Origin of the sequence: Pseudomonas sp. HN2-3 (assembly GCF_020691745.1) — a bacterium.
GTDB lineage: Bacteria > Pseudomonadota > Gammaproteobacteria > Pseudomonadales > Pseudomonadaceae > Aquipseudomonas > Aquipseudomonas capeferrum.
The window spans coordinates 2,721,631-2,739,946 of the sequence record NZ_CP085704.1 but is presented as its reverse complement, the minus strand read 5'-3'; the positions used below and the strand labels follow the sequence as shown (position 1 = coordinate 2,739,946).

Here is an 18,316-nt window from a genome sequence, read left to right as displayed (position 1 = left end):
GTCACTCAACCGCCCCGACGTTGAAACATCGCTCGCCAGACGGCGGCGTTACAGCCAGTTGAACAAACGGGTCGCCAGCAGGCCGCAGAGCGCGCCCACCGCCAGCATCGGCAAGACCACCAGCTCGCGCTTGATGCTGAAGATATCAAGCTTGCAGTTGACGTAGACAATCAGCAGCAGCGTCGGGAAGGTATGCAGGGCAACCCCCCAGATTGCATAGTTCACCCCACCAATGGCCAGCAGCAGTGGCAACAACGCCCATAACGAGACTAGCCGGATGATGTTGTCCATGGCCTGGTACTTGGTCAGGCCCAGGGCAATCCATATCTGGTGTGCCAAGGTATAGCGCAATGTGAAGAAGGACAGCGACAGAATGGCAAGGATCGTACCTGCCTCGGTGTAACGCGCGTCATACATCCAGCCGATCAGCAACGGGCTGGCGGTCAGGAACACCCCGCAGGCAAACAGCATGGCCAGGTCGACCAGCAACCTGAAACGGTAGTACAGGGCCTTCAGGCGCTCTTTGTCACCTTCCCGGGCGGCTTCGCTGAAGGCCGGCAGCGCCACCGAACCCACCAGTTTCAGCAACCCGGTCTGCACAGACCCGAGGATCAGCACGGCAATGGAATACACACCCAGATGCCCCGCCGTCATGCTGGCGCCAAACCAGATGCGGTCGCCGTACATGGCCAACACCCCCACCATCGACGACAGCAGGATCCAGCGGCCAAACACGATCAGCTCGGTCAGTGCACTACGGTCCCAGCGCAAGTGGTTGTTCGGCCCTTGCAGGGCCGTGTGGCCCAGTACAGTACCCGCCAGGGCACTGACCAGGCCCGCGACCACCAGTGACCAGATCGACCGCGTGAAGTAGCCGATCACCAGCATGGCGATCAAACCGACCACTTGCGAGGCAAGGTCTACCAGCACCACGCGCTTTTGTTGGAAAGTTCGTACAGCGACATCTATCTTGGTGGATTGGAAGCCCCAGATGATTGCCGAAAGGCCAGTCACCGCCAATACCATCGGCAGCTCCGGCGCCGCATAGGTGGAGTCCGCCGGCCACAGGTTGGCAAGCTGCGCGAACCAGGACGCGGCCGCCAGCAGCAAGGTCAGGGCAAACAGCACGAAACCGCGGATGATCTGTACGGTCCAGGCGGTATTGAGAAATTCTGGGTCGTCACCCCGGTGGCTCTGGATGATGTTCTGGCGCAAGCCGACATCGGAGAGCAAGTGCAAAAGCACCGAAACCGTGGTGGCAATGACCATCACACCGAACATTTCCGGCAATAGCAAACGGGCCATGATCAGGTTGCCGCCCAGGCGCATGACCTGTGACGCCACCAGCGATACCAGGTTCCATGACCCGGCCTTCAGTGCGCGGTTGCGCAGGCTCGCTGAGGCTGACACATCAATCGACGGCATGACTTCAATCTCTGACTGATTCGCTAAAAGTCACTATAGTTTCAATTAGCCATGATGCTAGCCGTTGCTTACCGAGGGATAGGTGCCTTAGCCAATGCCTGAACATTTTCGTGCACTTGTCGTCATTCTGTTTCTGGCAGGCGTCGTTTTCGTCATGGCGCGCCGCCCGGCGACAGATCTCATCCCCTACAGCGACTTCAAGCGCCGACGCAACCTATGGTTCGTCCTGACGCTGGTGGCCTTTGCCTCCCATAGTTTCTGGGTGTACGTGGCTGCGGCCGCGATCATCATGTATATCGCAGGGCGGCGCGAACGCAATGCCATGGCGCTGTTTTTCATGTTGCTGTTCCTGATTCCACCTGCGTCGGTGCAGATACCCGGGTTCGGCGTGGTCAACTACCTGGTCGACCTCAACCATGTTCGCCTGCTGACGCTGTGCGTGTTGCTCCCTGCGGCGCTGGCCTTGAGCAGGCAAAGCGACACCCTGCGCTTCGGCCGCACCTGGCCGGACAAGCTGCTGGCGGCAAGCCTGGTGTTGATGAGTGTGCTGTACCTGCGTGAAACCACCCTCACCGACACCTTGCGCCAGGCACTGTACCTGTACATCGATGTGTTCCTGCCGTACTACGTCGCCAGCCGTGGGCTCAAGGAAATCAGTGACTTCAAGGATGCCATGCTGGCGTTCGTACTGGCCTCCTTCGTCCTGGCATTGATCGGCGTCGCCGAGTTCGTCCGCCACTGGCTGCTGTACAACGCCCTGATCGATGCCATGGGCGTGCAGTGGAGCATGTCCGGCTACCTGAGCCGCGGTGGCTCGCTGCGCGCCAGCGCCACCACCGGCCAGGCGATTGCGCTGGGTTACGTAATGAGCGTGGCCATCGGCCTGTACCTGTTCGTCCAGGGTTACGTCCGCAGCCAGCTGCAGCGGGTACTCGGCGCGCTGCTGCTGGCCGCCGGGCTTTTCGCACCCTTGTCCCGCGGCCCCTGGATCGGCGCCGTGGTCATCGTGGTGGTGTTCATTGCCCTGGGCAAAGGCGCGGTCAAGCGCCTGACCGTGCTCGCCCTCGCCGGCGTGCTGGCGCTGCCGCTGCTGACGGTGCTGCCCGGGGGCGACAAGGTGCTGGACCTGTTGCCCTTCATCGGCAATATCGAGAAAGAGAACATTACCTACCGGGAACGGTTGATCGACAACGCCTGGATCGTCATCCAGCGCAACCCGCTGTTCGGCTCGTTCGACTTCCGTAACACCCCGGAAATGCAATCGATGATTCAGGGTGAAGGCATCATCGACATCGTCAACACCTACGTCAGCCTGGCGCTGCGGGTCGGGCTGGTCGGGCTCGCGCTGTTCGTGGCGTTCTTCGTCACCGTGCTGCTGGGCATCCGCAAGGCCATGCGCGCATTCCCCGACAAGGATGACGAGCAACGGCAACTGGGCCGGGCCTTGCTGGCGACCCTGGTGGGCATTCTGGTGATCATTTTCACCGTCAGCAGCATCACCATCATCCCCACGGTGTACTGGTCGATCGCCGGGCTTGGGGTGGCCTACATACAAAGGGTGCGCAGGCTCCGTGCCAGCCAGGCCAGCGCCCTTGCCGATGCACGACTTCAACCCAGGTGATGCCAATGACCGCTTTTTCCATGCACCGCTTCGTGCGGGCTTCGCTGCTCGCTGGCCTGGCCGTGGTGTCGCAGGCTGGCTGGGCATCAGGCTGGCTCGTCAGCGTCGAAGAACAGAACGGCCTGCCCACCGTGACCCGCGGTGGCGGCCCCGTGATGAAAGCAAAGTTCGACTTCTGGGCGGCTGACTGGAGTTGGACCGGCTTTTATACCGCCTTCAAGGTCAATGCGCCCTACCGCTACACCCTGCAAGGCAAGAATAAGGAGCTGGACTTCGACCTGGCAGCGGATATCCGCAAGGAGCAGGCGCAAACCCTGACCTGGGCGTTCGACCTGACCGCACACAGCAGGCAGAGCGACGTGATGGGCGGCGGCATCGTGTTCCAGTTCGACCCTGCCGTGGTCGCCGGGGAAATGGGCGAGCCGGTGCTGCTACCCGGCAACCGCGGCTGGTCCTGGGGCAAGGATGCGCAAGGCAGGCGCATCGAGATGCGCTTCGAGCCTGCGCTGGCGAAGGTGTACTTCGAACAGGGCAACACCTCCGAAATTCGCGCGTTTTTCTACAAAGCCCCCATCAGCGCTGGCCAGCAGCAGATCAAGGCCACGTTGAACGTGACCGGCGATATCGAGCTTGGTCCCACCCCAACCGAACGCTTTGGCCTGGCCGACCCCACACAATGGCCCGACGACCAGCTCGACTGGCAAACCTCGCCGGTCGACCTGTCCTTTCTCAATGCGCCAGAGAAACCGGCAGGCAAGCGCGGTTTTGTCAAAGCCTCTGGCGAGCAACTGGTGTTCGAGGACAACACGCCCGTACGCTTCTGGGGCACCAACCTGTCCGCATACTCGCTGTTCAAGACGCCGGACGAGGAAATCACCAAACAGGCCAAGCGCCTGTCGGCACTGGGCTTCAACCTCGTGCGGCTGCACCACCATGACTCGCCGTGGGTCAGCCCGAACGTGTTTGGCGACGGCACCCTGATTCGCGATACCCAGCAACTCAATGCCGAATCACTGCGCAAGATTGACCTGTGGGTCAAAAGCCTCAAGGACGAAGGCATCTACGTATGGCTCGACATGCACGTACAGCGCGCCCTCACTGCCAATGACAATATCTATGCCTTCGACGAACTGGCCAAGGGCGAGAGCCGGGTCGACCTCAAGGGCTATGCCTATGTGAACCTGAGCATTCAACAGGCGATGAAGCGCTTTGCCGAGCAGTACATGACCCATGTGAACCCTTACACCGGGCTTGCCTACAAGGACGACCCGGCAATTGCCGCGGTATTGATCACCAACGAGAACGACATCACCCAGCACTACGGCAACGCCCTGATGCCGGACAAGCGCGTGCCCAAGCACAGCCAGCTCTACATGGAGGAAGCCAAAGCCTTCGCCAAGCGCCATGACCTGTCGGCAGACCGCACCTGGCGTGCCTGGGAGCATGGCCCGTCGAAACTGTTCCTGAACGACCTGGAACGGCGCTTCGATGTCGACATGATCGCGCACCTGCACAGCCTGGGGGTCAAGGTACCCATTGCCACCACCAGCACCTGGGGTGGCAACGGCCTGAGCGCGCTGCCGGCGCTTACCGCTGGCGATGTGATCGACGCACACAGCTACGGCGCCATCGGCCAGCTCGAAAAGAACCCGCTGACCAGCGACGGGATGATCAACTGGATAGCCGCAGCCCAGGTGGTCGGTTTGCCCCTGACGGTCACCGAGTGGAACGCCGAACCCTTCCCGCTGCCCGACCGCCATTCACTGCCCCTGTATGTGGCAGGCACCGCCAGCCACCAGGGCTGGGACGCCATGATGCAATACGCCTACAGCCAACAGGCCTTCAACAGCGGCTGGCGCACGGCAGACAATTGGCACGCCTACAACGACCCAGCGATGCTGGCCACCCTGCCCGCCGCCGCCCTGCTCTATCGCCGCGCCGATGTACGCCAAGCCACCACCCGCTACGTTTTCGCGCCAACACCGGCCACCTTGTTCGACCAGGACATCACCCCGCGCAACGCGCTGGCCCTGCGTACCGCCATGGAAAAAGGCAGGCTGCAGATTGCCATGCCTCAGACGCCGGAGTTGCCGTGGCTGAAACCCAGCGCCATCCCTGCCAACGCACAGGTGCTACACGACCCTGGGCAGTCGCTGCTGGACGCCGATGCCAGCGAGTCGGTGACTGATACCGGGGAGCTCAAACGCAACTGGCAACAAGGCCTCTACACCATCGACACGCCCCTCACCCAGGCCGCGACGGGCTGGCTTGGCGGGCGAACGGTCAACCTGGGGCAAATCGCGGTACAGGCAAAAACACCGTATGCCAGCGTCGTCGTGCAAAGCCTTGATGCGAAACCGCTCGGTCAATCGCGCAGCCTGCTGATCTCTCTGGGCACCCGGGCCGTGCCCAAGGCCGATGACAAGACGCCGTTCAATGTCGAGCCCTTCGAAGGCACGTTGTCGATCAAGGCTGCAGCTGGCTTGAAACTCTTCGCGCGCGACGCCCAGGCACAGCTGAAGGAACTGCCAGCGGCCTACCAGGACGGGCGATACAGCATCACCTTCGATGGCCAGTACATGTCCAACTGGCTGTTCTTGAAATAGGGCATTTGGCCATCTACAGTCTCTGAAGACCTGTAGCTGATACTCCCGCCGGTTCGATTCAGGGACGACTCACTGCGTCGGTACAACAGCAGCGTCCAGGAGGCACGGATGAAGTTACTGGTTGTCGGTGGCGCGGGGTATATCGGCTCGCACATGGTCAAGCACTTGCTGGCCGCAGGCCACGAAGTGGTGGTGGCGGACCTGGTGTCGCCTGGCCCTGGGGTGCAATGGGCCGAACTGGACATTGCCAATGAGCCCGCGCTGGATGCCCTGTTCGCCGAGTGCCCGTTCGATGCGGTGTTCCACTTCGCTTCGTTCATTCAGGTGGGTGAGTCTGTCAGCGCCCCTGGCAAGTACTATCAGAACAACGTAGCGGCTACCCTGACATTGCTGCAGGCCATGGTGAATGCGGGTATCAAGCGCTTGGTGTTTTCCTCCAGCGCTGCCGTGTACGGCAACCCCCACTACGTGCCCATCGACGAAGCGCATGGCAAGGCACCGATCAACCCTTACGGCCTCAGCAAATGGATGGTCGAGCAGATCCTTGAGGATTTCGACCGCGCCTACGGGCTGAAGTCGGTTTGCCTGCGTTACTTCAACGCTGCGGGGGCTGACCCTGACGGCCAGTTGGGCGAACGCCATGACCCGGAAACCCACCTGATACCGCTGATTCTCCAGGCAGCCTCCGGCCGACGTGATGCGGTGACGGTGTTTGGTCGTGACTACGACACTGCAGATGGCACCTGCATCCGTGACTATGTCCATGTCGCCGACCTGGCATCGGCGCACGCGCTGGCGGTGGACTACCTGATGGCAGGCGGCGCCAGCACGGCATTCAACCTAGGTAATGGGTTGGGCTTTTCAGTGCAACAGGTGATCGATACCGCCCGTGCAGTCACAGGCCGGCAGATCCCTACGCTCGATGCGCCACGCCGCGCCGGCGACCCGCCCAGGTTGGTGGCGGATGCCAGCAAGGCAATGCAGGTGCTGGGATGGCAGCCTGCGTATGCGTCGCTTGAACGGATTGTGGCGCATGCCTGGCAGTGGGAGTTGCAGTACCCCTGGCATTGAGAGCTGCCTGCTCAATTCCCTGGGGCTGCTTCGCGGCCCGTTCGCGACACAAGGCCGCTCCTACAGACCGCAGGGTCTCAGTAGTACGTGCGGGGTTTTTCATCCGCCTTGTTCAACACGGTGCCAATCAGATTGACCCCCGCCAGATGGTGCAGACATTCCTCGATCTCCTGCTTGCTGTTCATGCCGTTGGCCACCACCAGCAGCACGCAGTCGAACTTGGGCATCACCGTGATCGCATCGTCAGAGCTCAACAGCGGCGGCAGGTCGAAGATGCAGATCCGCGACTCATAGCGGTTGCGCAAATCACCGATCAGGTTGCTCACCCGGGGTGAGGACAGCACTTCGGTAGACAGCGGAATAGGCACCCGTGTCGGCAGTACCACAAAGCGGGGCAACGTCGGGTTGACCAACACTTCTTCCAGCCCGGCTTCGTCAGCCAACAATTCGTTGAGCGCCTTGTCCATCGGCAAGCCCAGGCTGCTGCCGACCTTGGGCCGACGCAAATCGAAGTCCACCAGCAGCGCCGTCTTGGTCGTGTGGTGGGCAATGCTCATGGCCAGGTTGATGGCCAGGACTGTCTTGCCTGCTTCAGGCGTTGGCGAGGTGATGGCCAAGGTACGCCAGCCGTTTTCCTCCATGGCCTTCAACACCTGCGTGCGCAACAGGTCAATGGGCCCACTCATGTTCGAGTTCTTGTTGTAAGCGACGATGCGATGACGCTCAAGGTGCTCCGCATGCAACGGCACCACCTTGGTCTGCACATAATCGAACTGCCCAGGCACCTCGGGTTGCTCCGCCCCGTGGGCGGTTTGCGGTGCCTGGGTGGCACCTGGAGAAACTTGATGAATATTATTGCCAACTACCGGCTTGATCCTGTCCATCACTGCTTTCCCTATTCAAACCGCGCCATAGCCTTGAACAGCAACACATCCAACGGCATGTAGAACACGTGCACCAGCACTACCAGCATAGCAATCAGCACAAGCCCCGCGATGATCAGCAGGTTGCGCCAGCGCCGGCGCTTGGCCAGTTCCGCCTGGGTGGTGATGAACGGCACCGTGACCAGCACGCGCTTGCCCAGCACGCTTTCCAGCGCACCGACGCCACGCACCCGTTGATTGAGGATTTCCAGCAGCATCACCAGCGCACCGCCACCTGCCGGTGCCAACACCAGGCCCAAGGCAGCGATTTTCTTGCGGTTGGGCTTGATTGGCTTCTCGGGCAGCAGTGGTGGTTCGAGCAGCACGAAGCGCTCTGCCTTGTTTTCCTGCTCCAAGCTTTCGGTAATTTTCGCGCCCATCTCCTTGGCGCGGATTTCCTCGTACTTCTTGCGGGCGTTGTCGTGGTCACGCATCAAGGTGACCAGGCCACGCTCGACTTGCGGGGCTTCGAGAATCTCTGCCTCGTAGCCTTCCATCTTCTTCACCAGCTCTCGCTTTTGCTCGGCCAACGAAGCGATGCGCTCCTGGGCGGCGCCGATCCTTGCACGAACGCGGGCCACGTCAAGGCTCACCGAAGACGCAGCCTTGCTGTTGCCGCCACTGGCTTCGAGCGCCTGGATCTTGCGTTTTACCGCCACCACATCCGGGTGCGCTTCTTTATACCGGCTCAGCAGCCGGGTGTACTCGGCCTTGAGGCTGGGCAGGTCCTGCGGCAGGTCTGCACTGGCCGGCCGCGTACCGTCGGCCTTGGTGGTCAGCCCGGCATTGGCTGCGGACAACTCAAGCTCGAGGTAACGCAGCTCTTCCTGCGCCGTCTTGTAGTCGCGGTCGACCTCCCTGAACTCAAGCTCCGAGCGCGACAACATGCTCATGCGCAGCGATTGGTGCTCGGGCAAGGCATTGGCATGGGCTTGCTTGAAGTCTGCCAACTGGTTCTCCAGGCTGGCGAGTTCGGCACCCAGTTTGTTCGCTTCCTGGGTCAGGAACTCAGTGGTCTCGTTCGCCCGCTCGGTGCGCTGCTTCAGGTTTTCATTGAGAAACAGCGTGACCAGTTCGCTGGCCACTTCCTTGGCGACTTCCGGCTTCTTGTGTTCGAACGACACGGTGAAGGCGACCGTGGCCTCACCGCGCCCTCTGACGAAGGTACTGAGCGAGGCGACCACGATGGCATTGCGCATCTGCTCGATCTTGTCGCTCTCGCTGAGCTGCTTGCCCTTGTCGGCGAACAGGTTGTACTTGTCGATGATCCGCAGCAGGTTCTCGCGGGTCATGACCCGCTGGCGGATGACCTCGATGCGCTCATCGGCAAAGCTGTTGTTATTCGCCGAGACCAGCTCCGGCGAAATCTGCTGCGACTCCACCAGAATGGTACCGGTGGACTGATAGATAGGCGGCACACTCAGCGCCACCACCACGGTGGCGGCAAGAATGACTACGATACTGATCCCCAATAACAGGGCCCGATCCTTGATTATGGCGATGTAATCTTTGAGGGAGAGCTCGTAGTCAGACTTCATAAAGGCCACCAGGCTGAAGTTCAGAGGTCGGGGTACCTATACGTCAACGTCAAACCAACAATCGTAGCGGTCGCATCGGGTGCATCATCCTGGCGCCGTTCCTTGTACATCAACGATAGGCGCAGATCCCAAAAAGGCGAAAATTCCCGGCTGGCCCAAATGCTGTAGGTTTGCAGGGTATTGGGCGTTTGCCCCTTGCTGTCTTGCCATGACGCATCGGCCCCGACACGGGTCAGTTCGTTGACCGCATAACTGTAGATACCGCGCACCATGTCGAGCTGGGCAAAACCACCCTCGGCACTGGCGACCGTGCTGCGTTCGGCGCTGAAACTGGCATCGGAGCGCACCCCGGTATACAGCAGCGAAGCACCGCCCTCACCGCGCCGGCCGCCCTCGGACCCGGACACCTTGTTGACACCCAGGTGCGCATCCGCACTCAGGCGTTCGGAAAACTGATACTTGACCCCGACCGCAGGCGTGTAACTGTTGGAGGCCGTGGCAGTAAGGTCTTCCTCGGGCTCATAACGCCTTGCGCCAAAGCGCGTATAGAGGTCGGCCCGCTCACTCCAGGCGTAGGTCCAAGTGAATACGTTGCCCAGTTCGTTGTAGCCGGTCAGGGTGTCGATGTCATAACGGGCACGGGTGTACTTGGTTTCGTTGGACAACGTGCTGCGCTCGGTGATGGCGCTGCTCCAGTTGCCTGCCAGCGAATACAGCTTTTGCGTGCCATCGGTCGTCACCACACCGGTGTCCTGGACGGTGCCGGATAACGTGGAGCTTTCGTTGTAGAGGGCTACCAGGCCAAAACGCCCTTTCTCGGTGTCTCGCTGCCAGCCAAGGCTCACGTTCGGGTCTTCGCGGTCGTCGACGATGTCGGTGTCGGACGAGCGCAACACCTGCATGCCAAGACCCAAGCGCAACTCGTCGCGGTCGAAGGTACCGACCAGGGTGTAGTCGGGCGCGATGATCGTGCGCGTCACACCCTTTTCTTCAGACGACAGCAACAAGGGGTTGCTGTCGTATTCGACCGAGGACGGCACCACCACCGAGGACTGCCAATTTGCTGCCTGGACCGCGTCCGTAAACGGCAAGACCAAGATTGCCGTTGCAATGCTAGTTGTTCTTAGAAGAGGCATTAAGTGTTCTTATTAAGGCAAGATCAAGGAACGACCAGCGTATCGCCAGCCTGAAGTTGGATGTTGGTGGACATGTCACGCCCGGAAACCAGGTCCTTATATCGCACGGGCAGAATCTGTTGTCTGCCCTTGTCGACACGGACCACCTTGATGGCGCTTTCGTCAGCGAATTTGTCCAAACCACCCGACATGCTCAAGGCCTGCAATACGGCCGTGGGGCCCGCCATCTGCACGGGCCCGGGCTTGATCACCTTGCCCTGCACATAGACCAGGTTGCCGGCGATGCTCTTGACGACAACGCTGACGTTCGGGTCGGGGAGGAATTTTTCGAGTTTGGCAGCGACCTGTTTTTCGACTGCCGTGACATCGAGGCCGGCGACATCGATTCGCCCGGCCAAGGGGAAGGTGATACTGCCATCGGGAAGTACGGTGGCCTCCTGACGCAGGCTCTCCTCTTGCCAGACAGACACCATGACCACGTCGCCAGGGCTGAGCAGGTAACTTGCGTTATTTTCGAGGGCGTTGCCGGTACCGGACCACAGCATCAGCACGCAAAAAGCGGAACACAATGAACGTACCATGAGGGTCCCTCCGGCCTATTGGCCCGACAAAGAGCACTGAATGAGAACGGCACACAAACTCTCGCTCCACTTCGCAACCGTACCACCTGCTGCGACGGCCTCAACCATCCTGGAGGCCCTGTAACTGACGCTGCGAAGCCCTGACCCACCAGCACGCTGCGCTACCCTACGGCTATTGGCAATTACTAGCTACTGGAATATAGCAACAGTTGGAAAATTGACAAGCCGCCCGCGGCAGCGAAAAGTCGTGCATCAAAGCACAGTCGTCAAATTACCGACGGCACTGAATGCGTGTGCTATTGAACAACCGTTAAAGACGTACTTTACCCTGCCGACGCGTTGCGTGTTTAAATCTTTCTTCTATTGGCAACCGCCACAAAACCAATCACCGCGAAGGCGAAGAACCAACCTGCCGTTGCGACAGGAATGACACTGTTTTGATTGACATAAGAATCAGCAGCGCGTGCTGCGCCACTTAAAAGCACCAACAAGAATATTGATTTTATGAACAGTGTCGAGCGCATAACCCCCTCCTATATAGAGGATAATAAAAGTATTTATATTTGGGTTTAGCGGGAGACTTCCTCGCTGTTGATTTGAGCTTATGGGCACAATGACACTACGTCAATGATCCGACACCATAATAAATCTCAATGAACGAGGGGTGACTTCGTCAAAATGCCGTCACACAAAAAATGCAAGCGCCCAAGGCAGTTGCCTGACACTTTCCACTTCGCTGTAAGAGACTGAAATGCCTAAATTTTCTAAAACCTCGGCCGCCCGGAAGACCCCAGCGGTGTGCGATATCGGCAAGGGAAGGCGTTAAGCGTGGAACCGAGTGCGTTTCATCGGTGAGAAGGCAAATGCCAATCGTTGAGCTTGCGAACCGAAATCTGGCGCTTTTCAACCAGGCACTGACACGGACTATAAGGGCATCAGATCGAGGGTGCGTTCCACTTCCTCGATGTCGATCCTGAAGCCATCGCCCTCCGGCATGCCCACCACAAAGCCGAAGTGCTGCTGGTCGCGATCCGTCAGGTACTTGTAATAGCTGACAAAACGGTTCGGAGGCTGCAACGTCAACACGCTGCCGCCGGTTTGCAGCACGTTGACGCCGTGAACCAACTGGCTGCCTTCAACCCCGACCACCACTCTGGCGCCGGCACAGGCTGCAATAATGCTCGGCACGTCGGTCTTCAGTGGATCGACAACGCGAAAGCCCCGGGTCTGGCGCAGGTGCTCTGCAATCGCCTTTTCATTACGCAGGAAACGCAAGTCGCCGTCGCCCCCACGCAAAATGAACACGCCGGGGTGCGGCTCATGGTTGACGTGCGAAAGCAGTTTTTCACCCATGGCCCGGTAGCGTAAATGCCGGCTGCGGTTATTGCTCTGATCGTCAAACAGCACCAGTTCACGGAAAAACGCACTGCGCAGACGTAGGGGCTTCATGTCTAACCAATCTTCATAGGCAGGCGCCTGGGAAAACAACGGGTAGCGGGCTGATGGCGCCGTGGTCACCGGTACGCCCTCGTTACGGGCCAGTGCGTAAGTGACACAGTCTTCCATCAACCAGGTGCCAAACCACGAATTGCCATTTTGCGTGCAATAGATGGCCGCTCGTTCGATTTCGTTCTCGACGACAACCCGCGGAAAGGTACTGGGTTTCAACGATAACCAATGGCTGGCCTTGCCCTTGTAGAGAGCCCCGTCTATGAGCCAGACGTCCTTGATCAAGTAGCCGCGTGTAGGCCCCTGCACAACGCTGAGGCCGCCTTCCATGGTGCGCGCAGGATGCACATAGGGGTAAAACCGCTTGGCCTCCCACCCCGTCACCCGCTCGAGCTGATTGGGCAAAAAGAATGCTGGCGGGGAGAGCGTTGTTTCACCCGGCGCAATCTCCCAGCTTTTTGACGCGATGCTTTTCAGGTCGACCGCCGAATTGCGGGCGAGTCGCTTACGTGCCATGTACTTGTAGGCAGCGAGGGTCCACTTATGCCGTTTGCCGGCGGACGGTGCGCTGAATTTCGACATATCGCTTCCCATGAAGCTGCTCCCCCGGGTGGCGTGGCCACTGGCGCTCTGAATCAGTTGGATGTGACCCTTTCCATCGTCGGCGGCGACTGTAAGTTGGCGTAACGCGTGCGCAAGGTTTCAATAAAGGACTCCCCCGAACCGGCGGTGCCATAGAGGTAGATCTTGTGCAGCCCGCCAAATACCATTTCGTGGTATCGGCTGGCGACCTCTTCCTCACTCGGCCCATCTGGCAAGCCCAGGTGCAGGGTCAGTTTGTCGCCTTCGACAGCGAACATCGGGGTTTCCCAAAGAAACTTCGCCGTGCCGGTCTTGGGTAGCCTGACGAACAGGTAGGCATGGTTGCCCAACGAATCGATATCGCCGCCGCGCCTTCTCTTCCATTTCAGCAAGCCGTCATCCGGCCGCGCCAGGCACAGGCCGATATCGTAATAATCAAAGCCGTGTTGCAACGCCCACTCCAACGCCATGAACGTGGTGATAGAGTTCACTTCCCGCAGTTTTTTCGCATCTGAAAACACCGCCTCGCTATAACCAAAACGCAGCGTGCTCCAATAACGTTTGCCGCCGCGCGTCACTTCACACCCCAGGTGACAACCAATGACTTCGTCCCCCAAGGTGATCAGGTCCAGACGCCCTACATGCTTGGCGATGCGAAACACATCGTCTGTGGGGAACTGCGCGGCATGAATACCTTGCCTTGCGGTGGCATAGGGGCGCAGTAGCTGGCTGTCGGCCATTGCGATTTCTTCATCCGACAGTGTCCGCCTCATCTGGTAGAGCGGTCGGTTCTTGCGAATGCTGCGGCGCAATTCGCTGTCGTAGCGTGCGGTAATGTCCTCCAGCGGGCGCCCCAGCGGTACCACGGCGCTCAGGTAGTGCGGCACCGACAAGGCCCCGGTGGTGGGCAATTCACTCACCAGCACCACATGGGTCGACGCTTCAGGCTCTGCACTGCCGGCGGCCACCGCGCCGGTGCCCGGTACCTTGCCACCAATCAGCAACTTGGCCATCTCGCGCTGATGCTTACGGCCGATGTAGAGGATTTCGTAGGGGCTTTCCTGCTGCAGCCGGAACCTCGCGACTTCCCACCGCCAAAAACAGGCTCGCCCAAGCACTTCTCGTATTTTGCTGGAGAGCAACCTGATCTCGTAGCGCGTGGAGGGAGAGATGAGTTTTCGTGCAACAGCCGCCAAGTTCTCTTTCATGCTGGTTCGACATCCTTTGATGTTGTCTAAGGGCAGATCAGCAAAAGATCACAGTTGACTGCAATAAACACACCCAACGCGCTGATATATAAAAGATTGCTTACGAAACATCACTCTCACATTCAGTAACAATTTAAGATGCAAGGCCATGCTTTGGCAAGCGGCACTTTGACAGCATGAACACCTATTTTATGACGTCAAATTTCTTGTTTGCATTTGATGACTTTATGACGCTAACCCATGACGTATGTTCAGTTAAGCGCACTACTCGGCTACCACCTGGTTATTAGCAATTGCCGTTTGATACTGGCTCCTCATAAAGGAGCATCCACATGCCCGCCCTCTCTACGCTCGCCCCCCATCAAGACCTGCTCAAGCAACAGCTTCCTGCCTGGGCCCATCGAATAGCGGCCTCTCAATGGCAGCGTTTGAAACAAAGCCATGTACCGGCCTATTTCACCCAGGACTGGTTCGCCAATGCCGCCCCTGCTCTTCGCGAGGCTGTACAGCGTAGCCAATCGCGCCTGTTACGCTCGCAAGCCACGCTCGCTCGCTCGCTGCGGGGGCTTGAACAAGTTGCCGAATTCGCTGAATCGCGACTCAAAGCTTGCCTCGCCGAGCGGGGCTGCACGGCACCCTTGCGTGGCACTGAGCTGCTTCGGGTAGAAAGCACCTGGCATTGGATAGGGCTGCGCACGCTTTACAGTCATCGACGCGACAATCTGCTGCAAGCCGCACTGCAGAACTTCGCCGACGACGAGTCCTTCACGCCCCAAAGTGCCATCGCCCTGAGCGCCAATATTCATGTAACAGCCGCCGAGGTGCAGGGCATCGCGTTCACCGGCGCGCAAACGCCCGCATCGCACTTTGCGATGCCCACGGAGCACTACCTGGTGGATCCATTGCCACTGGCACCCGCTTCGTTCGCCGCGCTGTGTCGCACACTGGACTTAGGGGGGCAATACCAGACTCATCTGGATCAGCATTTCGCCAAGCCCCCGGTACGTGAGCAGGCAATAGCCGTGTACAAGGACCGGTTGCGCCTGGCTGCCGACCTGGCCTACCTGCGCCATGAACTGAGCGGTGCCACGCGTGACCACGTCGACCTTTTGTTGCAGGGCGATAATCTGCCGTGCTGGCAACTGGCGTTATTCGGTATCACGCTGCACGAGGTCATGCTGATCGAAGCAGGGCGCGCCGGGCTGCTGCTCTATCTGCCCGGCCACGAGGCGCTGCGGCTAGTTACCGATCTTGATGCAGTTCACGACGCATTGGCGGCCCTGTTGCTGGAGCCCGCCACCCGGCAGATGTTCATGGCTTACATTGAGCAGAGCCAGCATCAACACTTTCTCGACTTGCTGCACCAAAACCTTGATGCCTCGGGCACGTCTGCCGACGACCAGGCATGGTCGCGGGCCAGTCATGCAGACCTGCGCCCGACGCGGCTAGCCATCACCGAGGAGCCATTCGGTTTCTATCAGGCGCAGCACGTAGACCGCCTCAAGCGCGAAGCACGCCAACTGGCGGTGCCGACGGCTGAAGCCGATGCCAAGGCGCGGGCGAGCCGTCTGCAAGCGTGGGAAGACCGTGGCCTGGATGCGCTCAACCTGGCCGGTTTCTTCATTCCTGCCGTGGGCACGCTGATGCTGGCGGTGACAGCGTGCCAACTGCTTGGCGAAGTGTACGAGGGTTATGAAGCCTGGCATCAGGGTGATCGCCATTTGGCACTGGGCCATCTGGAGGCGGCCGGGCTGAGTCTGGCACTTGCCGCTGGCTTGGCGACTGCAGGCCACGTGGTGCCGAAGCTGTTCAAAAGCCCGCTGCTGGAGCAGCTGCAGGAGGTGCGCAGCAGCGATGGCGGCTACAAGCTCTGGCAACCTGATCTCACACCTTACCGCAGCGACCAGCCGTTACCGGAGCACGTACAAGCCAACGCACAGGGCCAGTACCTGCTCGACGGCCAGTATTTCATTCGCATGGATGGCCATCTCTACGAGCAACGCCTGGACAATGAATTACAGCAATGGCGTATCGTCCACCCCCATGTGCAAGACGCTTGGCAACCCCCGCTGGAACACAACGAACAGGGCGCTTGGCGCGGCTGTCATGAACAGCCATCACAGTGGTCGTTCGCGGTACTGATACGTCGTTTGGGGCAAGACTACCCTGCGCTGACGGCAGACCAACTTACCCTGGCAGGCCGCATCAGTGGTAGCGATGCAGCCAGCTTGCGCCGCGTACACCTCGAGGGGCAGCCGGCACCTGTGTTGTTGCTCGACACCTTGCAGCGCATGGCCGCGCAAGCCGAGGCGCAAGCACTGGGTGGCGACGCGCCAGAGGCCTTGTTCGCGCGCCTGTATAACGGCGAGGGGCCCATCGAGCCCGCAACAGATCGGTTACTGCAGGCCTACCCTCGCCTGTCGGCCGCACTGGCCAGGCGCTTGCTGGCGCCACTGGACGCTGTAGAAGCACTGGCCTGGGAACACGACGCAACGTTACCTGCCTGGCTGCGCCAACAAATTGAACATACACACAGCGAACTGCCTCTTGTACGTGCCTTGGAAGGCGTGCTGGTGCCGGCTCGGGCCAGTGCCGAAAGCGAACGCCTGCTGTTCAGCGCCCTCGCTGACTGGCCTGACTGGCCGCGCGATGTACGCCTGGAGCTGCGTGCCGGTAGCCCCGAAGGCCCGCTGCTCGACAGTGTTGGCAGTGACCAGGCCAGGCGCATCTGCCGGGTCATCAGGTCTACAGAAGGCTATGAAGCTGACCTGGGGCAGCGCCCTGCCCCCGCCACGCGGGACCAGGACCTGTGCCGCGCAATCGAACAGGCGCTGCCGCAGGCCGATCGTGGCGCACTGGCGATCACCGTGGCAGATGGGGGTTCGATACGCCAGCGCATCCAGAGCTGGGCCAACGAAAACAGGGAGGCCCTTGCGCAAAGACTGTGGGGGCATGGCGCCATGCGACGCGCGCTCCCCGGCCAGCTACGTGGGGGGCGCCCGCTTGACCCCGAACCACCGCACCCGCGCCAAACGAGTTCACTGGCCGGGGCCTACCGCCGTCTGTACCCCAATGCCACCGATTCAGAGATCGAGGATGCGCTTGAAAGCGGGCAAGAAGATGATGAGACTGAGGACAATTCCCTTCTCTCCCCCACACAAAGACTGCGCGACCTGCAGCAACGTCTGGATACCCTGCGCCGCGACCTGCACGAGTGGGCCCGCCTCGACCCGCAGCGCCCACACCAGCGGCAGCGAGCGATCCGCCCGATCGTCAACGCCTGGCGGCGCCTCTCGACGGTTTCGCTCGGGGACGGGGGGCGCATCTACAGCCTCGACCTTTCCGGCCTGGAGCTTGAAGACCAGGATTTGGCCAGCCTGGTCTTGCCGGACGACTTCACCCATGTGGAGCACTTGTCGCTGAGCAATAACCCCTCGCTCAGCCAGTTGCCCGCAGTGCTCCATGAGCGCCTTCCCTGGCTGAGACGTTTGTTGCTGTCCAAATGCCGCTTCAATTCACTACCCCGTTTGGCCAACCCTGGTCGATTGACCTGGCTCGACCTGGACAACAACCGCATCACTTGGGACTACCGCGCACAAGCATCCTTGAATCAATGCTCCGGGCTCGTAGTCCTCGACCTTTCGGGCAACCCACTGCTGGAGGCCCCTGACTTGAATGGGCTTGATCACCTGAAAACCCTGTTCCTGAATGATTGCGGGCTGACCGAGTTACCCGCAGGCCTGGAGCGGATCGCCGAACCTATGGTCCTGGACATGTCGGGCAACCAGTTCCTGAAATTGCCCGACGGCTTCAGCCTCCCGGAACCGTCCGCCCAGGCCCTATGCCTGGAAAGTGAATGGCTCGGCGAAAGCGTGCTTGCACAAATTGATGCTTACAACACGGCCCATCAGGTCGATCTGCTGGTAAGTGAAAGTGACTATGACGAGTTCTTCGAGCAAACCGGGCCTGAGGAAGCCGCACTTTGGCAGCGCTTTCCGCTGCAGTATCGTCGCGACCTCAGGCCACTGCTCGGCGACGATTTTTTTCGAAGCCAGCCCCAGCAAGCGCGAGCGGAATTCTGGCGCCGCCTGGCAGCCATCGATGCTGATCAGGTACTGCGCGAAGAATGGCTGACCCACCCGCCAGCCAACCTGTTCCAACTGCCACTGTGAAGTG

General features: G+C 60.0%; 12 protein-coding genes. 4 read left to right on the top strand and 8 right to left on the bottom strand.

From position 1 onward, the window contains the following. Window positions 1–48: 48 nt before the first annotated feature. On the bottom strand, window positions 49–1,425 hold the full coding sequence (locus tag LJX93_RS12485; RefSeq protein ID WP_227697245.1) for an oligosaccharide flippase family protein: 1,377 nt from the start codon (window positions 1,423–1,425) through the stop codon (window positions 49–51). 94 nt (window positions 1,426–1,519) lie between these two features. Between LJX93_RS12485 and LJX93_RS12480 the strand changes: the two genes are divergently transcribed. From LJX93_RS12480 to galE, 3 genes are all read left to right on the top strand, one after another. Then, window positions 1,520–3,046 (top strand): O-antigen ligase family protein, encoded by a 1,527-nt coding sequence (locus LJX93_RS12480; RefSeq protein ID WP_033697648.1) that lies wholly within the window; start codon window positions 1,520–1,522, stop codon window positions 3,044–3,046. A 5-nt stretch (window positions 3,047–3,051) separates the two neighbouring features. Further along, complete coding sequence (locus LJX93_RS12475; RefSeq protein ID WP_227697244.1) at window positions 3,052–5,652, top strand: cellulase family glycosylhydrolase; 2,601 nt, start codon at window positions 3,052–3,054, stop codon at window positions 5,650–5,652. Window positions 5,653–5,760: 108 nt separating this feature from the next. Next, window positions 5,761–6,723, top strand: a complete 963-nt coding sequence (galE, locus tag LJX93_RS12470; RefSeq protein ID WP_227697243.1) for a UDP-glucose 4-epimerase GalE — start codon at window positions 5,761–5,763, stop codon at window positions 6,721–6,723. Window positions 6,724–6,800: 77 nt separating this feature from the next. On the opposite strand, the gene LJX93_RS12465 is transcribed toward galE, so the two are convergent. The 7 genes from LJX93_RS12465 to LJX93_RS12435 form a co-directional block, all read right to left on the bottom strand. Further along, window positions 6,801–7,607, bottom strand: coding sequence for a CpsD/CapB family tyrosine-protein kinase (locus LJX93_RS12465; protein WP_227697242.1), 807 nt, complete (start codon window positions 7,605–7,607; stop codon window positions 6,801–6,803). Between the two features lie 11 nt (window positions 7,608–7,618). Next, window positions 7,619–9,184 carry a GumC family protein gene (locus LJX93_RS12460; protein WP_033697640.1) on the bottom strand — a complete coding sequence of 522 codons (1,566 nt, stop codon included), beginning with the start codon at window positions 9,182–9,184 and terminating at the stop codon, window positions 7,619–7,621. Between the two features lie 20 nt (window positions 9,185–9,204). Then, complete coding sequence (locus LJX93_RS12455; RefSeq protein WP_033697639.1) at window positions 9,205–10,320, bottom strand: surface lipoprotein assembly modifier; 1,116 nt, start codon at window positions 10,318–10,320, stop codon at window positions 9,205–9,207. A gap of 23 nt (window positions 10,321–10,343) precedes the next feature. Further along, a complete protein-coding gene (locus LJX93_RS12450) occupies window positions 10,344–10,901 on the bottom strand; it encodes a polysaccharide biosynthesis/export family protein (RefSeq protein ID WP_033697637.1) in 558 nt (185 codons plus the stop codon). A gap of 347 nt (window positions 10,902–11,248) precedes the next feature. Further along, window positions 11,249–11,425 (bottom strand): EPS-associated small membrane protein EppA, encoded by a 177-nt coding sequence (gene eppA, locus LJX93_RS12445; protein ID WP_077068395.1) that lies wholly within the window; start codon window positions 11,423–11,425, stop codon window positions 11,249–11,251. Between the two features lie 400 nt (window positions 11,426–11,825). Next, entirely contained in the window at window positions 11,826–12,944 is a 1,119-nt protein-coding gene (locus LJX93_RS12440; protein WP_033697636.1) for a glycosyltransferase 61 family protein, read from the bottom strand. Between the two features lie 41 nt (window positions 12,945–12,985). After that, a complete protein-coding gene (locus LJX93_RS12435; protein WP_156310299.1) occupies window positions 12,986–14,140 on the bottom strand; it encodes a hypothetical protein in 1,155 nt (384 codons plus the stop codon). A 332-nt stretch (window positions 14,141–14,472) separates the two neighbouring features. Between LJX93_RS12435 and LJX93_RS12430 the strand changes: the two genes are divergently transcribed. Further along, window positions 14,473–18,312 (top strand): leucine-rich repeat domain-containing protein, encoded by a 3,840-nt coding sequence (locus LJX93_RS12430; protein ID WP_227697241.1) that lies wholly within the window; start codon window positions 14,473–14,475, stop codon window positions 18,310–18,312. The last annotated feature ends 4 nt before the right edge of the window (window positions 18,313–18,316 follow it).

Bases quoted from the DNA above. Each gene is read 5' to 3' on its own strand.
- LJX93_RS12485 (WP_227697245.1), bottom strand. From the start codon at position 1,425: ATGCCGTCGATTGATGTGTCAGCCTCAGCGAGCCTGCGCAACCGCGCA.
- LJX93_RS12480 (WP_033697648.1), top strand. From the start codon at position 1,520: ATGCCTGAACATTTTCGTGCACTTGTCGTCATTCTGTTTCTGGCAGGC.
- LJX93_RS12475 (WP_227697244.1), top strand. From the start codon at position 3,052: ATGACCGCTTTTTCCATGCACCGCTTCGTGCGGGCTTCGCTGCTCGCT.
- galE (WP_227697243.1), top strand. From the start codon at position 5,761: ATGAAGTTACTGGTTGTCGGTGGCGCGGGGTATATCGGCTCGCACATG.
- LJX93_RS12465 (WP_227697242.1), bottom strand. From the start codon at position 7,607: ATGGACAGGATCAAGCCGGTAGTTGGCAATAATATTCATCAAGTTTCT.
- LJX93_RS12460 (WP_033697640.1), bottom strand. From the start codon at position 9,184: ATGAAGTCTGACTACGAGCTCTCCCTCAAAGATTACATCGCCATAATC.
- LJX93_RS12455 (WP_033697639.1), bottom strand. From the start codon at position 10,320: ATGCCTCTTCTAAGAACAACTAGCATTGCAACGGCAATCTTGGTCTTG.
- LJX93_RS12450 (WP_033697637.1), bottom strand. From the start codon at position 10,901: ATGGTACGTTCATTGTGTTCCGCTTTTTGCGTGCTGATGCTGTGGTCC.
- eppA (WP_077068395.1), bottom strand. From the start codon at position 11,425: ATGCGCTCGACACTGTTCATAAAATCAATATTCTTGTTGGTGCTTTTA.
- LJX93_RS12440 (WP_033697636.1), bottom strand. From the start codon at position 12,944: ATGGGAAGCGATATGTCGAAATTCAGCGCACCGTCCGCCGGCAAACGG.
- LJX93_RS12435 (WP_156310299.1), bottom strand. From the start codon at position 14,140: ATGAAAGAGAACTTGGCGGCTGTTGCACGAAAACTCATCTCTCCCTCC.
- LJX93_RS12430 (WP_227697241.1), top strand. From the start codon at position 14,473: ATGCCCGCCCTCTCTACGCTCGCCCCCCATCAAGACCTGCTCAAGCAA.